This is a genomic window from Achromobacter animicus (genome assembly GCF_902859585.1).
Classification (GTDB): Bacteria; Pseudomonadota; Gammaproteobacteria; order Burkholderiales; family Burkholderiaceae_B; genus Achromobacter; species Achromobacter animicus.
In genome coordinates this window covers 19,046-32,537 of sequence record NZ_CADIJM010000007.1, presented here as the reverse complement: position 1 = coordinate 32,537, position 13,492 = coordinate 19,046, and the positions used below count along the sequence as shown (strand labels likewise).

At 63.8% G+C, this 13,492-nt stretch carries 13 protein-coding genes and 4 tRNA genes; 10 read left to right on the top strand and 7 right to left on the bottom strand.

Annotation, left to right across the window (positions count from 1 at the left end):
- The first annotated feature begins 12 nt into the window (after positions 1-12).
- From HV681_RS17365 to HV681_RS17345, 5 genes are all read left to right on the top strand, one after another.
- A complete protein-coding gene (locus HV681_RS17365; RefSeq protein ID WP_175124237.1) occupies positions 13-657 on the top strand; it encodes a DNA-3-methyladenine glycosylase family protein in 645 nt (214 codons plus the stop codon).
- A 36-nt stretch (positions 658-693) separates the two neighbouring features.
- A complete protein-coding gene (locus tag HV681_RS17360; RefSeq protein WP_175124236.1) occupies positions 694-1,659 on the top strand; it encodes an acetyl-CoA carboxylase carboxyltransferase subunit alpha in 966 nt (321 codons plus the stop codon).
- A gap of 148 nt (positions 1,660-1,807) precedes the next feature.
- Entirely contained in the window at positions 1,808-2,794 is a 987-nt protein-coding gene (gene tilS / locus HV681_RS17355) for a tRNA lysidine(34) synthetase TilS (RefSeq protein WP_496349919.1), read from the top strand.
- A 190-nt stretch (positions 2,795-2,984) separates the two neighbouring features.
- Entirely contained in the window at positions 2,985-4,250 is a 1,266-nt protein-coding gene (locus tag HV681_RS17350) for an aspartate kinase (RefSeq protein WP_175124234.1), read from the top strand.
- An 89-nt stretch (positions 4,251-4,339) separates the two neighbouring features.
- Positions 4,340-4,432, top strand: a tRNA-Ser gene (locus HV681_RS17345).
- Positions 4,433-4,591: 159 nt separating this feature from the next.
- Here HV681_RS17345 and mnmH read toward each other — a convergent pair.
- The gene (gene mnmH, locus HV681_RS17340; protein ID WP_175124233.1) at positions 4,592-5,638 is read right to left on the bottom strand and encodes a tRNA 2-selenouridine(34) synthase MnmH; all 1,047 of its coding nucleotides are present in this window, start codon (positions 5,636-5,638) and stop codon (positions 4,592-4,594) included.
- A 544-nt stretch (positions 5,639-6,182) separates the two neighbouring features.
- On the opposite strand from mnmH, the gene HV681_RS17335 reads away from it, so the two are divergent.
- Entirely contained in the window at positions 6,183-6,698 is a 516-nt protein-coding gene (locus HV681_RS17335; RefSeq protein WP_175124232.1) for a DUF2199 domain-containing protein, read from the top strand.
- Positions 6,699-6,756: 58 nt separating this feature from the next.
- Here the strand turns inward: HV681_RS17335 and acpA are convergent, their stop codons facing one another.
- Positions 6,757-8,496, bottom strand: coding sequence for an acid phosphatase (gene acpA, locus HV681_RS17330; RefSeq protein ID WP_175124231.1), 1,740 nt, complete (start codon positions 8,494-8,496; stop codon positions 6,757-6,759).
- 217 nt (positions 8,497-8,713) lie between these two features.
- On the opposite strand from acpA, the gene HV681_RS17325 reads away from it, so the two are divergent.
- Positions 8,714-8,790: transfer RNA gene (locus HV681_RS17325), tRNA-Arg, on the top strand.
- Between the two features lie 161 nt (positions 8,791-8,951).
- Positions 8,952-9,028, top strand: a tRNA-Arg gene (locus tag HV681_RS17320).
- 211 nt (positions 9,029-9,239) lie between these two features.
- Here HV681_RS17320 and HV681_RS17315 read toward each other — a convergent pair.
- Positions 9,240-9,461 (bottom strand): DUF3079 domain-containing protein, encoded by a 222-nt coding sequence (locus HV681_RS17315; RefSeq protein WP_175124230.1) that lies wholly within the window; start codon positions 9,459-9,461, stop codon positions 9,240-9,242.
- Between the two features lie 166 nt (positions 9,462-9,627).
- On the opposite strand from HV681_RS17315, the gene HV681_RS17310 reads away from it, so the two are divergent.
- Positions 9,628-9,704, top strand: a tRNA-Arg gene (locus HV681_RS17310).
- 156 nt (positions 9,705-9,860) lie between these two features.
- On the opposite strand, the gene HV681_RS17305 is transcribed toward HV681_RS17310, so the two are convergent.
- Entirely contained in the window at positions 9,861-10,457 is a 597-nt protein-coding gene (locus HV681_RS17305; RefSeq protein WP_175124229.1) for a short chain dehydrogenase, read from the bottom strand.
- A 128-nt stretch (positions 10,458-10,585) separates the two neighbouring features.
- Between HV681_RS17305 and HV681_RS17300 the strand changes: the two genes are divergently transcribed.
- Positions 10,586-11,470 carry a LysR family transcriptional regulator gene (locus tag HV681_RS17300; RefSeq protein ID WP_175124228.1) on the top strand — a complete coding sequence of 295 codons (885 nt, stop codon included), beginning with the start codon at positions 10,586-10,588 and terminating at the stop codon, positions 11,468-11,470.
- Between the two features lie 48 nt (positions 11,471-11,518).
- On the opposite strand, the gene HV681_RS17295 is transcribed toward HV681_RS17300, so the two are convergent.
- From HV681_RS17295 to HV681_RS17285, 3 genes are all read right to left on the bottom strand, one after another.
- On the bottom strand, positions 11,519-11,767 hold the full coding sequence (locus HV681_RS17295; protein WP_175124227.1) for a hypothetical protein: 249 nt from the start codon (positions 11,765-11,767) through the stop codon (positions 11,519-11,521).
- Between the two features lie 96 nt (positions 11,768-11,863).
- Positions 11,864-12,466, bottom strand: coding sequence for a helix-turn-helix domain-containing protein (locus tag HV681_RS17290; protein WP_175124226.1), 603 nt, complete (start codon positions 12,464-12,466; stop codon positions 11,864-11,866).
- Between the two features lie 98 nt (positions 12,467-12,564).
- A complete protein-coding gene (locus tag HV681_RS17285) occupies positions 12,565-13,353 on the bottom strand; it encodes an SIR2 family NAD-dependent protein deacylase (RefSeq protein ID WP_175124225.1) in 789 nt (262 codons plus the stop codon).
- Positions 13,354-13,492 lie beyond the last annotated feature (139 nt).

Here is a 13,492-nt window from a genome sequence, read left to right as displayed (position 1 = left end):
GATACGCCGGACATGTCCACCGCAGATCTCGAGATTCCCAAGCCTGAATACTGGGAGGCCGCCGTGGCGCACCTGATGCGCCGCGACCGCATTCTGAAAAAGATCATCCCCCAGCACCCGGAGGTCTGGCTGACCTCGCGCGGCACGCCGTTCATCACGCTGGCGCGGGCGATCATCGGGCAACAGATTTCCCCGAAGGCGGCCGATGCCGTCTGGACCAAGTTCATCGACGCCGTGGGCAAACGCCCCACGCCCGTCGCCGTGCTGCGCGTTGGCCTGGACGGCCTGCGCAAGGCCGGACTGTCGCAACGCAAGGCCGAATATGTGCTCGATCTGGCCGTGCATTTCGGCGAGCGCCGGGTCCATCCCGAGAAATGGGCGGCCATGGACGACGAGGCCGTCATTTCGGAACTGGTCGCCATCCGCGGCATCGGACGCTGGACGGCGGAGATGTTTTTGATTTTCAATCTACAGCGGCCTGATGTCCTGCCGCTGGATGATCCCGGGTTGCTCAAGGCAATCTCGCTACACTATTTCAGCGGCGAGCCTGTCTCTCGCTTCGAGGCTCGCGAAGTCTCGTTGGCGTGGCAGCCCTGGCGTACCGTGGCGACCTGGTATCTGTGGCGCAGTCTGGAACCGACGCCGGTCCAATACTGACGCAAACCAGGCAGCCCATCTACGGAACCACACTACATGCGCAATACATTTCTGGAATTTGAACAGCCGCTCGCCGAGCTTGAGAACAAGATCGAGCAGCTGCGCTATGTGCAGGCCGATTCGGCGGTAGACATTTCCGATGAAATCGGACGTCTGCAGCAGAAGAGCCAGACGCTCGCCAAGGAGATCTACGCCAAGCTCACGCCCTGGCAAACAGCGCTTGTTGCGCGTCACCCCCAGCGTCCCTACACGCTGGACTACGTGCGCGAAATGTTCACCGACTTCCATGAACTGCACGGCGACCGCATGTACGCCGACGACCAGTCCATCGTGGGCGGCCTGGCGCGCTTCAACGGCACGCCGTGCATGGTCATCGGCCACCAGAAGGGCCGCGACACCAAGGAGCGCGCTGCGCGCAACTTCGGCATGCCGCGCCCCGAGGGCTATCGCAAGGCCCTGCGCCTGATGCGCCTGGCCGAAAAATTCGGCATTCCCGTCTTCACCTTCGTGGACACCCCGGGCGCCTATCCCGGCATCGGCGCCGAAGAGCGCGGCCAGTCCGAAGCCATTGGCCACAATCTTTACGCCATGGCCGAACTGAAAGTCCCGTTGATCTGCACGATCATCGGCGAAGGCGGTTCGGGCGGCGCGCTGGCCATTGCCGTCGGCAACGCCGTGCTGATGCTGCAATACGCCACCTACGCCGTGATTTCGCCGGAAGGCTGCGCCTCGATCCTCTGGCGCAGCGCCGACAAGGCCCCCGAGGCCGCCGACGCGCTGGCCATCATCGCGCCCCGCCTCAAGGATCTGGGTCTGGTGGACCGCGTGGTCAACGAACCCGTCGGCGGCGCTCATCGCGACCCCCGCGTCATGGCCCGCCTGCTGCGCCGCGCGCTCGGCGACGCCCTGCGCCAGCTGCAGGGCCTGACCCCCGAACAGCTCGTCGAGCAGCGTCTCCAGCGCGTGCGCTCGTACGGCGCCTTCCAGGAAGTGCGCGCGTAAAGCGGGCAGGGCGCCGGCCCTTCAGCCGGCGCCGCGGCCCCCGCGCCCTTGCACGCTCATGACTGACGTCCCGCCGCCCGGCAGCCATCCCCGGGCCGACGCGGGCGCCATTCCCTCCCTGCCCATCTCCACCGCGCTGGCCACGGCGTTGCGCCAGATGCTCCAGGCACTGCCCGAGCGTCCGCGCCGCATCGCCGTGGCGTTCAGCGGCGGGGCGGACTCGGCCATGCTGGCTGTACATGCGGCCGCCGTCGCGCCGCTGCTGGGCATCGAGGTGATGCTTTTCCATGTGCACCACGGTTTGCAGGCGCAGGCCGACGAGTGGGCGCAACACGGCCAAGCCTTGGCCGCAAGACTGTCGGTTCCGCTTATCGAGGCGCGCGTGCAGGTCGAGCCGGCCAGCGGCAAGGGCATCGAAGCCGCCGCGCGCGATGCGCGGTATGCCGCGCTCGCCCGGTTGGCGCAGGAGCACGGCGTCCACCACATCCTGCTCGCCCACCATCGCAACGATCAGGCGGAAACCGTGTTGCTGCGCCTGCTGCGCGGGACCGGGCTGTCGGGCATGGCGGCCATGGCGCCGGTGACGCAGCGCGATGGCGTGTCGTACGTGCGCCCGTGGCTTGAGCAGGATCGCAGCGCGATTCTTCAGGCGGCAGATGACGTAGAGGCAGCCATCGGCTGGCGCGCCGTGCAGGACCCCACCAATGCCGATCCGCGCTACACCCGTGCCGCACTGCGTGAATTGCTGGCGCCCGTGCTGGATGCACGCTGGCCCGGCTGGCGCGGCATCGTCGCGCGCCATGCGCGGCACATGGCAGAGGCGGCAGAGATTCTGGACGAAGTCGCCCGTGAAGATTTTGCGCGGCTGGATCCCGGTGCCGATAACGCCAGTTTTTCGTTGCAGGCGTGGCGCGGACTATCGCCCGCCCGTCAGTCGCAGGTGTTGCGGTATTGGCTGGAGCGAAATGGGGCGCGGATGCCCACCGACGCGCGCATGGCGGACCTGCTGAGGCAGTTGCGTGGCCTGCACAGCCTGGGCCATGACCGGCAATTGCGAGTGGAGCAGGCGGGCCACGTGATTCGATGTCACCGCGGCCGCGTGTGGGTGGAGCGCCGGGGCCAGGCCGGTTCGTAAGCCGGATCGGAAGCCGGTTTGCGGCAGGAGGTCAGCTATTCCGATTTGGGGCGGTATCGACAAGCCCGACGCCGTATTCAGCCACAAAATGGACATAAATCTGCGCAAACTGCGCAAATTTTTACCGTCGCGCTAGAATATATGGTTTTGCCCGTCAACACTTGCGGCGGGTGTCCAGCCAGAGTACGAGATGTCCCTGATCGTTCACAAATATGGCGGTACTTCGATGGGCTCGGTCGAGCGCATCAGAAACGTGGCGCGTCGCGTCGCAAAGTGGCACGCCGCCGGCCACCAGGTTGTTGTTGTTCCGTCCGCCATGGCGGGCGAGACGAATCGTCTGCTGGGCTTGGCGCGCGAGCTCTCGCCCCAGCCCGACGGCCGCGAACTCGACATGATCGCCGCCACCGGCGAGCAAGCCAGCAGCGGCCTTCTGGCCATCGCCTTGCAAGCCGAAGGCGTGTCCGCGCGCAGCTATGCTGGTTGGCAAGTGCCCGTGCGCACCGACTCGTCGTTCACGAAAGCCCGCATCACGTCCATCGACGACGCCCGCGTGCGCGCTGATCTGGACGCCGGCCGTGTGGTCATCGTGACGGGCTTCCAGGGCATCGACCCTGACGGCCACATCACCACGCTGGGCCGCGGCGGCTCCGACACCTCGGCTGTAGCCGTGGCGGCCGCCATCAAGGCCGACGAATGCCTGATCTACACCGACGTGGACGGCGTCTACACGACTGATCCGCGCGTCGTGCCCGAAGCGCGCCGCATGTCCGTCGTTTCCTTCGAGGAAATGCTGGAAATGGCCTCGCTGGGCTCCAAGGTCCTGCAGATCCGCTCGGTCGAATTCGCCGGCAAATATCGTGTTCCGGTCCGGGTTCTGTCCTCGCTGACCGACCCCCTTATCCCGCTCGACGAAGAAATGGTCTCGGGCACGCTGATTACTTTTGAGGAAGACGAAAAAATGGAAGCCGCCGTTGTCTCCGGCATCGCCTTCAGCCGCGACGAAGCCAAAATCACCCTGCTGGGCGTTCCCGACAAACCCGGCATCGCATTCTCCATCCTGGGTCCCGTCGCCGCCGCCAACATCGACGTCGACATGATCGTGCAGAACCAGTCCGTGGCCGGCACGACCGACTTCTCGTTCACCGTGAACCGCAACGAATTCACGCGCGCCGTCGACCTGCTCAAGCGCGAAGTCATCCCCGCCGTCGGTGCCCGTGAACTGTCCACCGACGAAAAGGTCGCCAAGGTCTCCATCGTCGGCATCGGCATGCGCTCGCACGTCGGCGTCGCCAGCCTGATGTTCCAGACGCTCTCGCAAGAGGGCATCAACATCCAGATGATCAGCACCAGCGAAATCAAGACCTCGGTCATCATCGACGACAAGTACATGGAACTGGGCGTGCGCGCACTGCACAAGGCCTTCGGTCTGGACCAGGCGCCGGCCACCAAGGTCTGATGAATCAGGTCCGGCACGATTTTTTTGCGTGAACGCCCCGATCGCGGGCAAGAGCCAAAAAAATCGTGCTAGAATCTCGTTCTCTTTTCGGAGACGTGCCCGAGAGGCTGAAGGGGCTCCCCTGCTAAGGGAGTATGTGGCTAAAAACTGCATCGTGGGTTCGAATCCCACCGTCTCCGCCAAAGACACTTGCACCAGTGAACCAAGGTTGCCTCAAGACCCGCATAGCTTATTGCTCTGCGGGTTTTTTGTTTTCTACGCGGTAATTGTGCGCGTTTGACCACGCGTAGCCGTCGTCCTGGTTGTAGTTGTAGTCCTAGTCTCGATACGGTTGCGGTGATCTACGTCTTTCTTCCGATCAACGCCCGCGCCTGTTCCACCACATCCGCGTCGTTCGGCCGGAAATCCATCTGCACTGCTTGCGCAAGGTGCACGAAGTGCGATTGCGAACTGCGCGCGTACGCCGGGTCGTAGTGCCTGTCGATCAGTTCGCGCGCCAGGTCTTCGCGGCGCCCTTCGTCCACCAGCGTTATCCAGCCCTTGATGGTTTCTCGGCTGTGCAGTCCCAACATGCGCTGCAACTGCGCCTTGAGCCAATCCGGCGTGTCGAACAGTCGCGCGTAATCCTGCTGCAGGAAGCGCGTGCGGTCGTCGCGGCTGGCGCGGACTTCGACACAGTCACCCTGATGCATGGCATGCAGCAAGGATGCGGGCAGTTCCACCGCGCCGATCTTGCGGCTTTCTGCTTCGACGAACACCGGTTGGCTGGCGTCAAGTTCGCGCAGCCTGACTGCGAGCAGGGTATCGAAGCGCTTTTGCGTGGGCTGCTCCGCGTCTGGCAATGCGCCCAGCAGCGAACCCCGATGGGAGGCGAGGTCTTCCAGATCCAGCGTCTGCGCGCCTGCGTCGCGCAGCGCGTGCAACAGGCGCGTCTTGCCGCTGCCGGTGGGGCCGGTCAGTACGACGAAGCGCAGCGGTTGTGGGAGCGTTTGCAGACCGTCCAGGGTGGCGCGCCGGTAAGTCTTGTAGCCGCCGTCGAGTTGCCGGGCGCGCCAGCCGATCATGTTGAACATCAACGTCATCGAGCCCGACCGCTTGCCGCCTCGCCAGCAGTAGATCAGCGGACGCCAGCCTTGCGGGCGGTCGGCGAAGGTGGTTTCCAAATGGCGGGCGATGTTGCGAGCGACGATGGCCGCGCCCGCGCGGGATGCTTCGAAGGGAGATACCTGCTTGTACATCGTGCCGATCAGGGCGCGTTCTTCGTTGTCGAGCACTGGCGCGTTGCGGGCGCCCGGAATGTGATCGTCGGCGTATTCCAGCGGGGTGCGCACGTCGATGATTTCGTCGAAATCATGCAGTCTGTCCAGACTGACAAGCAGGTGTTTCACGCGGACCGCCCCTCGGTAAGTCGATCTGCAATTTTCGCACGCTGCGCTGCGGTGTCGAGCTGGATCCCATTGAGGATGGATAGAATGGCAGCCCTCGCCAGGATGGGTGTCTGACACCCTGGGAGGGCGCAGTTTCAAGCATGTAGTCCATCGATGCGGGTGCCAGACACCGAGGCCACCTATTCGCGAAGCGTCATCCCCCCAACGCAAGACACTGCGTAAGTCACCGCAGGCCGCCCGCGCGGCCGAACGGGGACGGGCGACGCAAGATGCTTCTGGCCCAAGAACCTCTGCGCAAGAATGCCAAGCACACAGACCGCCCCAGCGCCCGACAGGTTTCAAATGCTAGAGTCCGGTGCGGTGGCGGCCCGGGGTGCGCGGGGCGTCGATAAGCCCGAGGGAATCCGTAGGAGTCGCCGAAGGCGAGGACGAGGATGACAAAGGGGAAGTCCGGAGCGAAGGCTCCGGACCGCAATCGTGGCCCCGCGCACCCCGGGACGCCACCGTGCCGGACGCCTCAAGAACCCACACCGAAAAAGTAGCAATGGACTTTTCCTTCAAGTGCACCACCTGCGGCGAGTTCCACCACGGCCTGCCGAGCTTCGGCGCCGATGCGCCCGCAACGTACTACGCCGTACCGCCCGAAGAACGCAACCATCGTTGCGATCTGGGCAGTGACGATTGCGTAATCGACGAGCAGCACTTCTATGTGCGCGGCTGCATCGAGCTGCCGATCGCGGGCCACCCAGAACCCTTCGTGTGGGGCGTGTGGGTCTCGCTCAGTCTGCAAAGCTACGAGACGTGGGTGCGGATGTCGGACGAGGCAAAGCGTTCGCACACGCCGCCGTTGTTCGGCTGGCTTACGACGCGGCTCGATCCGTATCCCGACACGATCGGACTGAAGACGCACGTGCATCTTCGGAACGACGGCATCCGGCCGTACATCGAGCTGGAGCCCACGAGTCATCCGTTGGCGGTCGAGCAACGCCAGGGGCTCACGACCGGCCGCGTTGCGGAGATCTATGCGCTGCTGGTGCACGGGCAGGCGGGCGCGGCGTAGAGAGGGTGATTCGCCGGACGAATCGCCGCCCGACGAATCGCCGCCCCGCCAGCCCGCGTCAGGCGCCGAACGTCAGCGCATTCGTCAGATCGCCCATCGCCGCTTGTCCTCGCGCCATCATGGCGTCATCGCGCGCCTTCAAACCATCGAGCATCGGCAGGTCGAAGAGCCGCGTGGCAAGACGCAGGATGGAGCCCGTGTCGTAGATCGTGTGGTCCACCGTGCCCTTCTTGGCAAAGGGTGACACGATCACCGCCGGGATACGCGTGCCCGGGCCCCAACGGTCGCCTTGCGGCGGCGCAACGTGATCCCACCAGCCGCCGTTCTCGTCCACGGTGATCACCACCACCATGTTCTCCCACTGCTTGCTCTTCCTCAGGCTGTCCACGATGTGCGCGATGTGGCGATCACCCGAGTCCACGTCCGCGTATCCCGCGTGCATGTTCAGGTTGCCCTGCGGCTTGTAAAAGGTCAGCGGCGGTAGCGTGCCCGCTTCGGCGTCGGCCAGGAATTTGTTGGTGGAATTGAGATCACCCAGGCCGCCGTCGCGGATGTGCGCCGTGCGGGCCGCCGTGCCCGGCCCCGTGCTCTTGAAATAGTTGAACGGCTGGTGATGCGCCTGGAAGTTCGGCGACGACGGAAAGCCCGTGCTGGCCGTCGAATCGACGGCGGCTTTCCAACCGCCGGCGTACCAGGCCCAGTCCAGGCCTTTGGCGCTCATCAGATCACCGATGTTGGCGTGCGTTTGCGGAACCATCGTTTGCGGGCTGGCCGGATCCGCCAGTGTCGGATCGGTGGCATCGCGGCTGAACGACGGCCAGTATGGCGGGGCCATCGTATTGACGCCATAGCCGTCGGGCGTGAGCGCGCTGGCGCCGAACTGCGGGATGCCGGTCAGCGCGCTGGCGGGTGACGTGGCCTTGGGTTCCAGGCGCGGATCGGTGGGGTCCGCGCTTTGCAGTTGTGCGATCTGCGTCTTGGCGACCGACGTGGCGGCGTCGGGATAGAAAGGCGGACGCGCCGCGACCAGGTACTGATGGTTCAGGAACGAACCGCCAAAGGCGCCCTGGAAGAAGTTGTCGCACAGCACGAATTCCTGCGCCAGCTTCCACAGCCGCAGGTTGTACGCTGAATCGCTGTAGTGCCCCATGACGAGCGCGCCGGAATCAGCCCACGCGACGAACTTGTCGTTCTTGCCGCCGTTGATCTGCATCTGGTTCTGGTAGAACACGTGCCAGAGGTCGCGCGTCACCACCCCTTGCGGCAGCGGCTCGCCTTGCGGTCCCTGCAACGCGAAGGGCGCGTTGGGCAGGTTATTCATGTAGGCCGCGGCCTGATCCACCTGATAGGTGATGTGGTTGGCCTGCTGCGACGTAGGCACCATGCCGTTCCAGACCGGCGGCAGCACGGGCAGCGGCGTGCCGTCGCGATCGAGCTGCGTGTAGTCGGCCGGCGTCAGCGCGGACAGCGGCTTTTCCACGCCGGGGAAGTTGGCGAACAGATTGTTGAAGCTGCGGTTCTCGGCAAAGATCACCACCAGCGTTTTGACGTTGTCGCGCAGCTGCGTGGTGAGGTCAGGAGCAGGGGCGGGCGTGGGTTCGGGCGCAGGCGCTGGGGCGGGCGCCGCAGGACTGTCATCGTCGTCGTCGTTGGAGCATCCGGACAGCGCGCCCATCGCGGCTGCGCTCGCGCCGAGTGCGGCAATGCCGGTCAGAAAGCCGCGGCGCGTGGCGCGCACCGGCGTCGTGCTGGGGGCGTCCTGGGAAGGTTCTCCAGTGCTTTTGTCTTTGTCGGACATGAAAGGTCTCTTGAGCTTGCGGATGACGTGGCGCACTGTCATTGCGTCACGAAGATCGCCGGATGACAGCCGGCATCGTTAACGGCCGCTAGGCTAAAGAGACAACGTTCTATCGATGTGACCATCCGCTGTCGGGAAGCTGTACGCAGACATCCGCGCGCCTTCCGACTTGCGCAACGCGTGAAACAACGCTATTATTCAAGGCTTGCTTTTTCAAGCGCCCGTAGCTCAGCTGGATAGAGTACCTGGCTACGAACCAGGGGGTCGTAGGTTCGAATCCTGCCGGGCGCGCCAAGTTCTTTTTTGGGTTGTTTGCGTTTTACGCAGACCTGCCGGAAAGGGAATAAAAAGCAGGCGTAGTGAAGTACAAGTTGCCGCAAGAAGTTCTGCGATAAGTTTTACTGCACTACAAACATGGCACGATTATTCTGATATAATTTTGCCTCTTTGCCGGAGCGCCCGTAGCTCAGCTGGATAGAGTACCTGGCTACGAACCAGGGGGTCGTAGGTTCGAATCCTGCCGGGCGCGCCAAACTTCACGGTCTAAACACCGCGATGTAAAAGCGGCAAAGAAAATGAAAAGGCCTTTGATCTTGAATCGAAGGCCTTTTTGTTTTGCGCGTCAAATTGGTGGAGGTACATCGGTGGGCATCAATAGGTGGGCATCAATAGGTGGGGCATCACACCGATGCGCATCCAATAACTGCGCATCCCATCGATACATCCAATACAGCCCCATCGCTTCAATGCGCAGCCTCTTCCTTTTCTTTCGATTGCGGCTTGTCGTCCGCTTCATCGAAGCCCCAATCTCCGAATAGATACCAATCTTCGCCGAGCGATTCCGCCGGGTGCATGGTGCGGCCCGAGCCGTTGCCACAGGCCATGGAATCGGTGGAGCAGTATCGGTCGCAACCCCAGCAGATGCGTTCGGGATGTTTGGGGTGCAGGGGAAATTTCTTGGCCATGCTGTCTGCCTGATGTGTTCTTGTTGAACTCAGCGTACTGCTGCCTGGCCGTGTGTTTCATTGACATCCCGCAAAGGCCAGGGCGCTGTCTGTGCCAGTACGCCATTTAAACGGGGCCGATTTGCATGGCACGATTCTTTCGTGTTATAAACACGCCTCTTTCGGGGCGCCCGTAGCTCAGCTGGATAGAGTACCTGGCTACGAACCAGGGGGTCGTAGGTTCGAATCCTGCCGGGCGCGCCAACTTATTCGAGGTCATGCTTCACAGCATGGTTTCAGCCAGAAAGACGCAGCAATGCGTACGCGAAAAGCGGCTTGATGAATTCATCAAGCCGCTTTTTTTTCTCCGCGTTTTTTGTCGCAGATTTTGCGCATTCTTGGCAGCTGCGACGCCCGCGATCACCACACGCGATACACCCGCCCCGTCTGCGCGCCTTCCACGCTGCGGCTGTACGCCAGCGCGACACGGCTGGCCGGCGCGGCTTCGAAACCCTGGAAGTACGGACCATAGTTGTCCAGCGATTCTTCCAAGACCGTGGGGCTGACTGCGTTGATGCGGACGCCTTGCAGTTCTACCGCCGCGCCACGCACGAAACCGTCGATGGCGCTGTTCACGGCGGCGGCATTGGCGCCAAAGCGGATGGGTTCATCGCTCAGGATGCCGCTGGTCAGCGTGATCGAGCCGCCCGCGTTGACGTAGTGCTGGCCGATCAGCGCCAGGTCGACCTGGCCCAGCAGCTTGTCATGCAGGCCGATCTTGAACTGATCCGCCGTCATCTCGGCAAGCGGCCCGAAATGCAGGCTGCCGGTAGCGGAAACGATCGCGTCTACCTTGCCCACGCGTTCAAACAGGTCGCGAATGCTGTCGCTGCGGGTCACGTCGACCTGATACTGGCCGCGGGTCTTGCCCACTGTGATGATGTCGTGCCGCTGGCCCAGCTCGCGGGCGATCGCGCTTCCGAGGGTGCCGCTTGCGCCGATGAGGATGATCTTCATGAGGTTCTCCGGGAATGCCGATAAAGCGCGCCGGCAGGACGCCGACGCATGGACGCATTCTGCGCGCCGTATTCCGCCCGAAAAATCCTAGAATTGTTGGATCAGTCAACACTCGGAGTGTGTAATCCATGGATCGCCTGCTCAGCATGGAAGTCTTTGTGGCGGTGGTGGAACTGGGCAGCCTGTCTGCCGCAGCAGCGCAGCTGGATATGTCGCCTGCGATGGCGGCCAAGCATGTCAAAGGCCTGAAAAACCGGCTGGGGCTGCGGCTGATGAACCGCACGACGCGGCGCCAGAGTCTGACGGAGGCGGGCCAGGCTTACTTCGCGCGCTGCAAGACAATCCTTGCCGACATCCGCGACGCAGAGCAGGGGGCCGAAGCGCTGCGCTCGACGCCGCGCGGGCATCTGCGCATCACCTCGTCCGTATCGTTCGGATCCTTTGCGCTGGCGCCGGCGATCGCCGAGTACCTGTCGATCTACCCGGACGTCAGCGTGGAGCTGTCGCTAAGCGACATGGTGGAGGACGTGGTGGCGTCGCGTTTCGATGTGGCGCTGCGCATCGGCGAGCCTGCGGATTCCGGCCTGGTGGCGCGCCGCATCGGCCTTTACCAGATGATCATCTGCGCGGCGCCCGCGTATCTAGCGCGTTACGGCACCCCGTCCGTGCCGGGCGATCTGTCCCGGCATCAGTGCCTGGATTTCTCGCATTGGAGCCGGCGCACCGGCTGGCGGCTTGGCACGGACGAGGGCGGAGAAATGGGGTATCCGACGGGGCGGTTCGTGTCGAACAACGGGCAGGCGCTCCGGCAGGCCGCGCTGGCGGGCTTTGGCATCGTGCTGCAGCCGGAGTTGCTGCTGGCCGACGACGTGCGCGCCGGCCGCTTGGTGCCTATCCTGCAGCCTTACTGGCCGGTGGCCCGGCCCATCACGCTGCTGTATGCGAAGGACCGCCAGGCTCCGCCGAAACTCACGACATTCGTGGATTTTGTCGTGACGCGTTTCGGGCGGTAGTGGCGGGCTGTCGGGGCGGGCTGTCGTGGAATGCGTTGGCGGCGGCTGTCAGGCGCGTCGTCGGTCCACTGCGGTCAGGGATGTGCCGCTTTTGAGAAGCTGGTAGGTCTGGCCGCCCAGCCACGCAACCTTTTCACCGGAACTGGTGCGGCAGACGCAGTGCGTCTTTGGATCGAAGCGTGGCGTGCCCAGCGCGGAATATGCGCCAGGATCGGAAACGAAGCGTTCAATGCGATACAACGTGCCATCCGGCGATGTGGCGAGCACGTCGGTCAATCGTCTTGCGGTGCCGAGCATATTCAATACCTCCATGCGCGGGCCGTCAGGTGTCGGCGCCAAAGTCGTTTGAACAATTCATGGCGCGGGCGCGGGGCAATGCCGTCGCGCGCTGCGCTAATGAAACTGTCCTCCTAACAATGAATCATCGAGTTGTTCCGGCGAAACGCCGAGGGCTTCGGACACGCGGTCAAGAATGACCTGCCTGGGCCGCGGGCGGGGCCGTTCCAAATCGATATAGATGGAGTGATCGACGCCAAGCCGGGCAGCCATGTCAGCAGTGCTGATGTTCAGGTGCTCGCGCCAGGCGCGGATCAGGCTCCAATCGTTGCCGGTTTTTAGATTGACTACAGCGGGCGGCAGGCGCGCTTGAGCCCCGGCAAATGTCTTGCGAGAGGCACGCGGCGCGGTGGCCGGCTTTTCATCGCTCGGGGCGGAGACGCTGTGCCGCGACTCGCCTCGAGGTGTGGTGTGCGCGGTGACGGCGAGAAAGACGGCGCCGCCATTCAACTGGCGGTATTCGTCGTTGCCCACCCAGCACAGCGTTTCGCCGTTATCGAGCTTGCATTCGCAATCCAGATGGGTATTGCTTGGCATGCCTTCAAGCAGGGCGATGGTTTCCGTGGTCGTGGCGTGACGCACCACACGGTGCAGCACACCGTCTGGCGAACGTACGAAGACGTCGGGAAGTCTCCAGGAAAACGGAATGATCATCTCCACAAGCGAAGCTCATTACACCACTGTATAGCGCGGTTGTAATGGTGAAAGTGAGGGTTTCCCCGCGAGTGTGGCGCAAGTGTCATAGACGTGTGATCCGGTTACGACGGATCCTCACCAAACCTCGCTGCGGCAAGCACCTTGGGCATCATTTCGGCCGCGGCGCCGCGCAGGTTGTGGTGGGCCAGGCCGTCCAGGGGCGTCGCGGCCGGGTTGACCTGCACGACCGTGGCGCCGCCTGCGATGGCCAGCTGGGGCAGTTCTGCGGCGGGGTACACGAGCGACGAGGTGCCGATGCTGAACAGCAGGTCGCACTGTTGCACGGCAACGGTAGCGTCGCGCCAGGCCTGCGCGGGCAGGCTTTCGCCGAACCAGACGACGCCCGGCCGGACCGGGGCGCCGCAAGCCGTGCAGGCAGGCGGCGGGATGCGGCGGCCGGCATCGGGTTCTTCCGGTGTTTCCGTGGCAAAGGACTGGGGGGCGCCGCAGCGCGAACAGCGCGGTGCATGCAGGCTGCCGTGCAGATGCGTGACATCGCGGCTACCCGCGCGCTCGTGCAGGTCGTCCACGTTCTGCGTGATGACGGTCAGTTGGGGAACATGGCGGGCGAGCGTCGCGATGGCATGGTGCGCGGCGTTGGGCGAAGCGCGCAGGGCCTGCGCGCGCCGCCATTCGTACCAGCCCCAGACGATGTCGGGATGCTTTTGAAAGGCTTCCGGCGTGGCGAGCGCCTGTGCGTCAAAGCGCGACCAGAGCCCGGTCAAGGCATCGCGGAACGTGGCGATGCCGCTTTCCGCGGAGACCCCTGCGCCCGTGAAGACGACGACGCGGCGCGCGTCGCGCAGCGCCTGCGCCAGCGGGGGCGGAATATCGTGATGCGTGTTTTTCATTTCCAACCTTGCAGACAGTCCGATACGCTGCACGCGCCGCCACGGGGATGTCAAGCGTGGTTGCGCGATGTCCGGCCGAGCCGGAAGCGGCAGACGCGTGCGTCGCCGTCCTGAATCGTGGATACTCTTTTTTCATTCT

Coding starts and splice junctions, on each gene's coding strand:
- HV681_RS17295 (WP_175124227.1), bottom strand. CDS start 11,767: ATGCTCGGCACCGCAAGACGATTGACCGACGTGCTCGCCACATCGCCG.
- HV681_RS17350 (WP_175124234.1), top strand. CDS start 2,985: ATGTCCCTGATCGTTCACAAATATGGCGGTACTTCGATGGGCTCGGTC.
- acpA (WP_175124231.1), bottom strand. CDS start 8,496: ATGTCCGACAAAGACAAAAGCACTGGAGAACCTTCCCAGGACGCCCCC.
- HV681_RS17335 (WP_175124232.1), top strand. CDS start 6,183: ATGGACTTTTCCTTCAAGTGCACCACCTGCGGCGAGTTCCACCACGGC.
- HV681_RS17315 (WP_175124230.1), bottom strand. CDS start 9,461: ATGGCCAAGAAATTTCCCCTGCACCCCAAACATCCCGAACGCATCTGC.
- HV681_RS17365 (WP_175124237.1), top strand. CDS start 13: ATGTCCACCGCAGATCTCGAGATTCCCAAGCCTGAATACTGGGAGGCC.
- HV681_RS17285 (WP_175124225.1), bottom strand. CDS start 13,353: ATGAAAAACACGCATCACGATATTCCGCCCCCGCTGGCGCAGGCGCTG.
- HV681_RS17305 (WP_175124229.1), bottom strand. CDS start 10,457: ATGAAGATCATCCTCATCGGCGCAAGCGGCACCCTCGGAAGCGCGATC.
- HV681_RS17300 (WP_175124228.1), top strand. CDS start 10,586: ATGGATCGCCTGCTCAGCATGGAAGTCTTTGTGGCGGTGGTGGAACTG.
- HV681_RS17360 (WP_175124236.1), top strand. CDS start 694: ATGCGCAATACATTTCTGGAATTTGAACAGCCGCTCGCCGAGCTTGAG.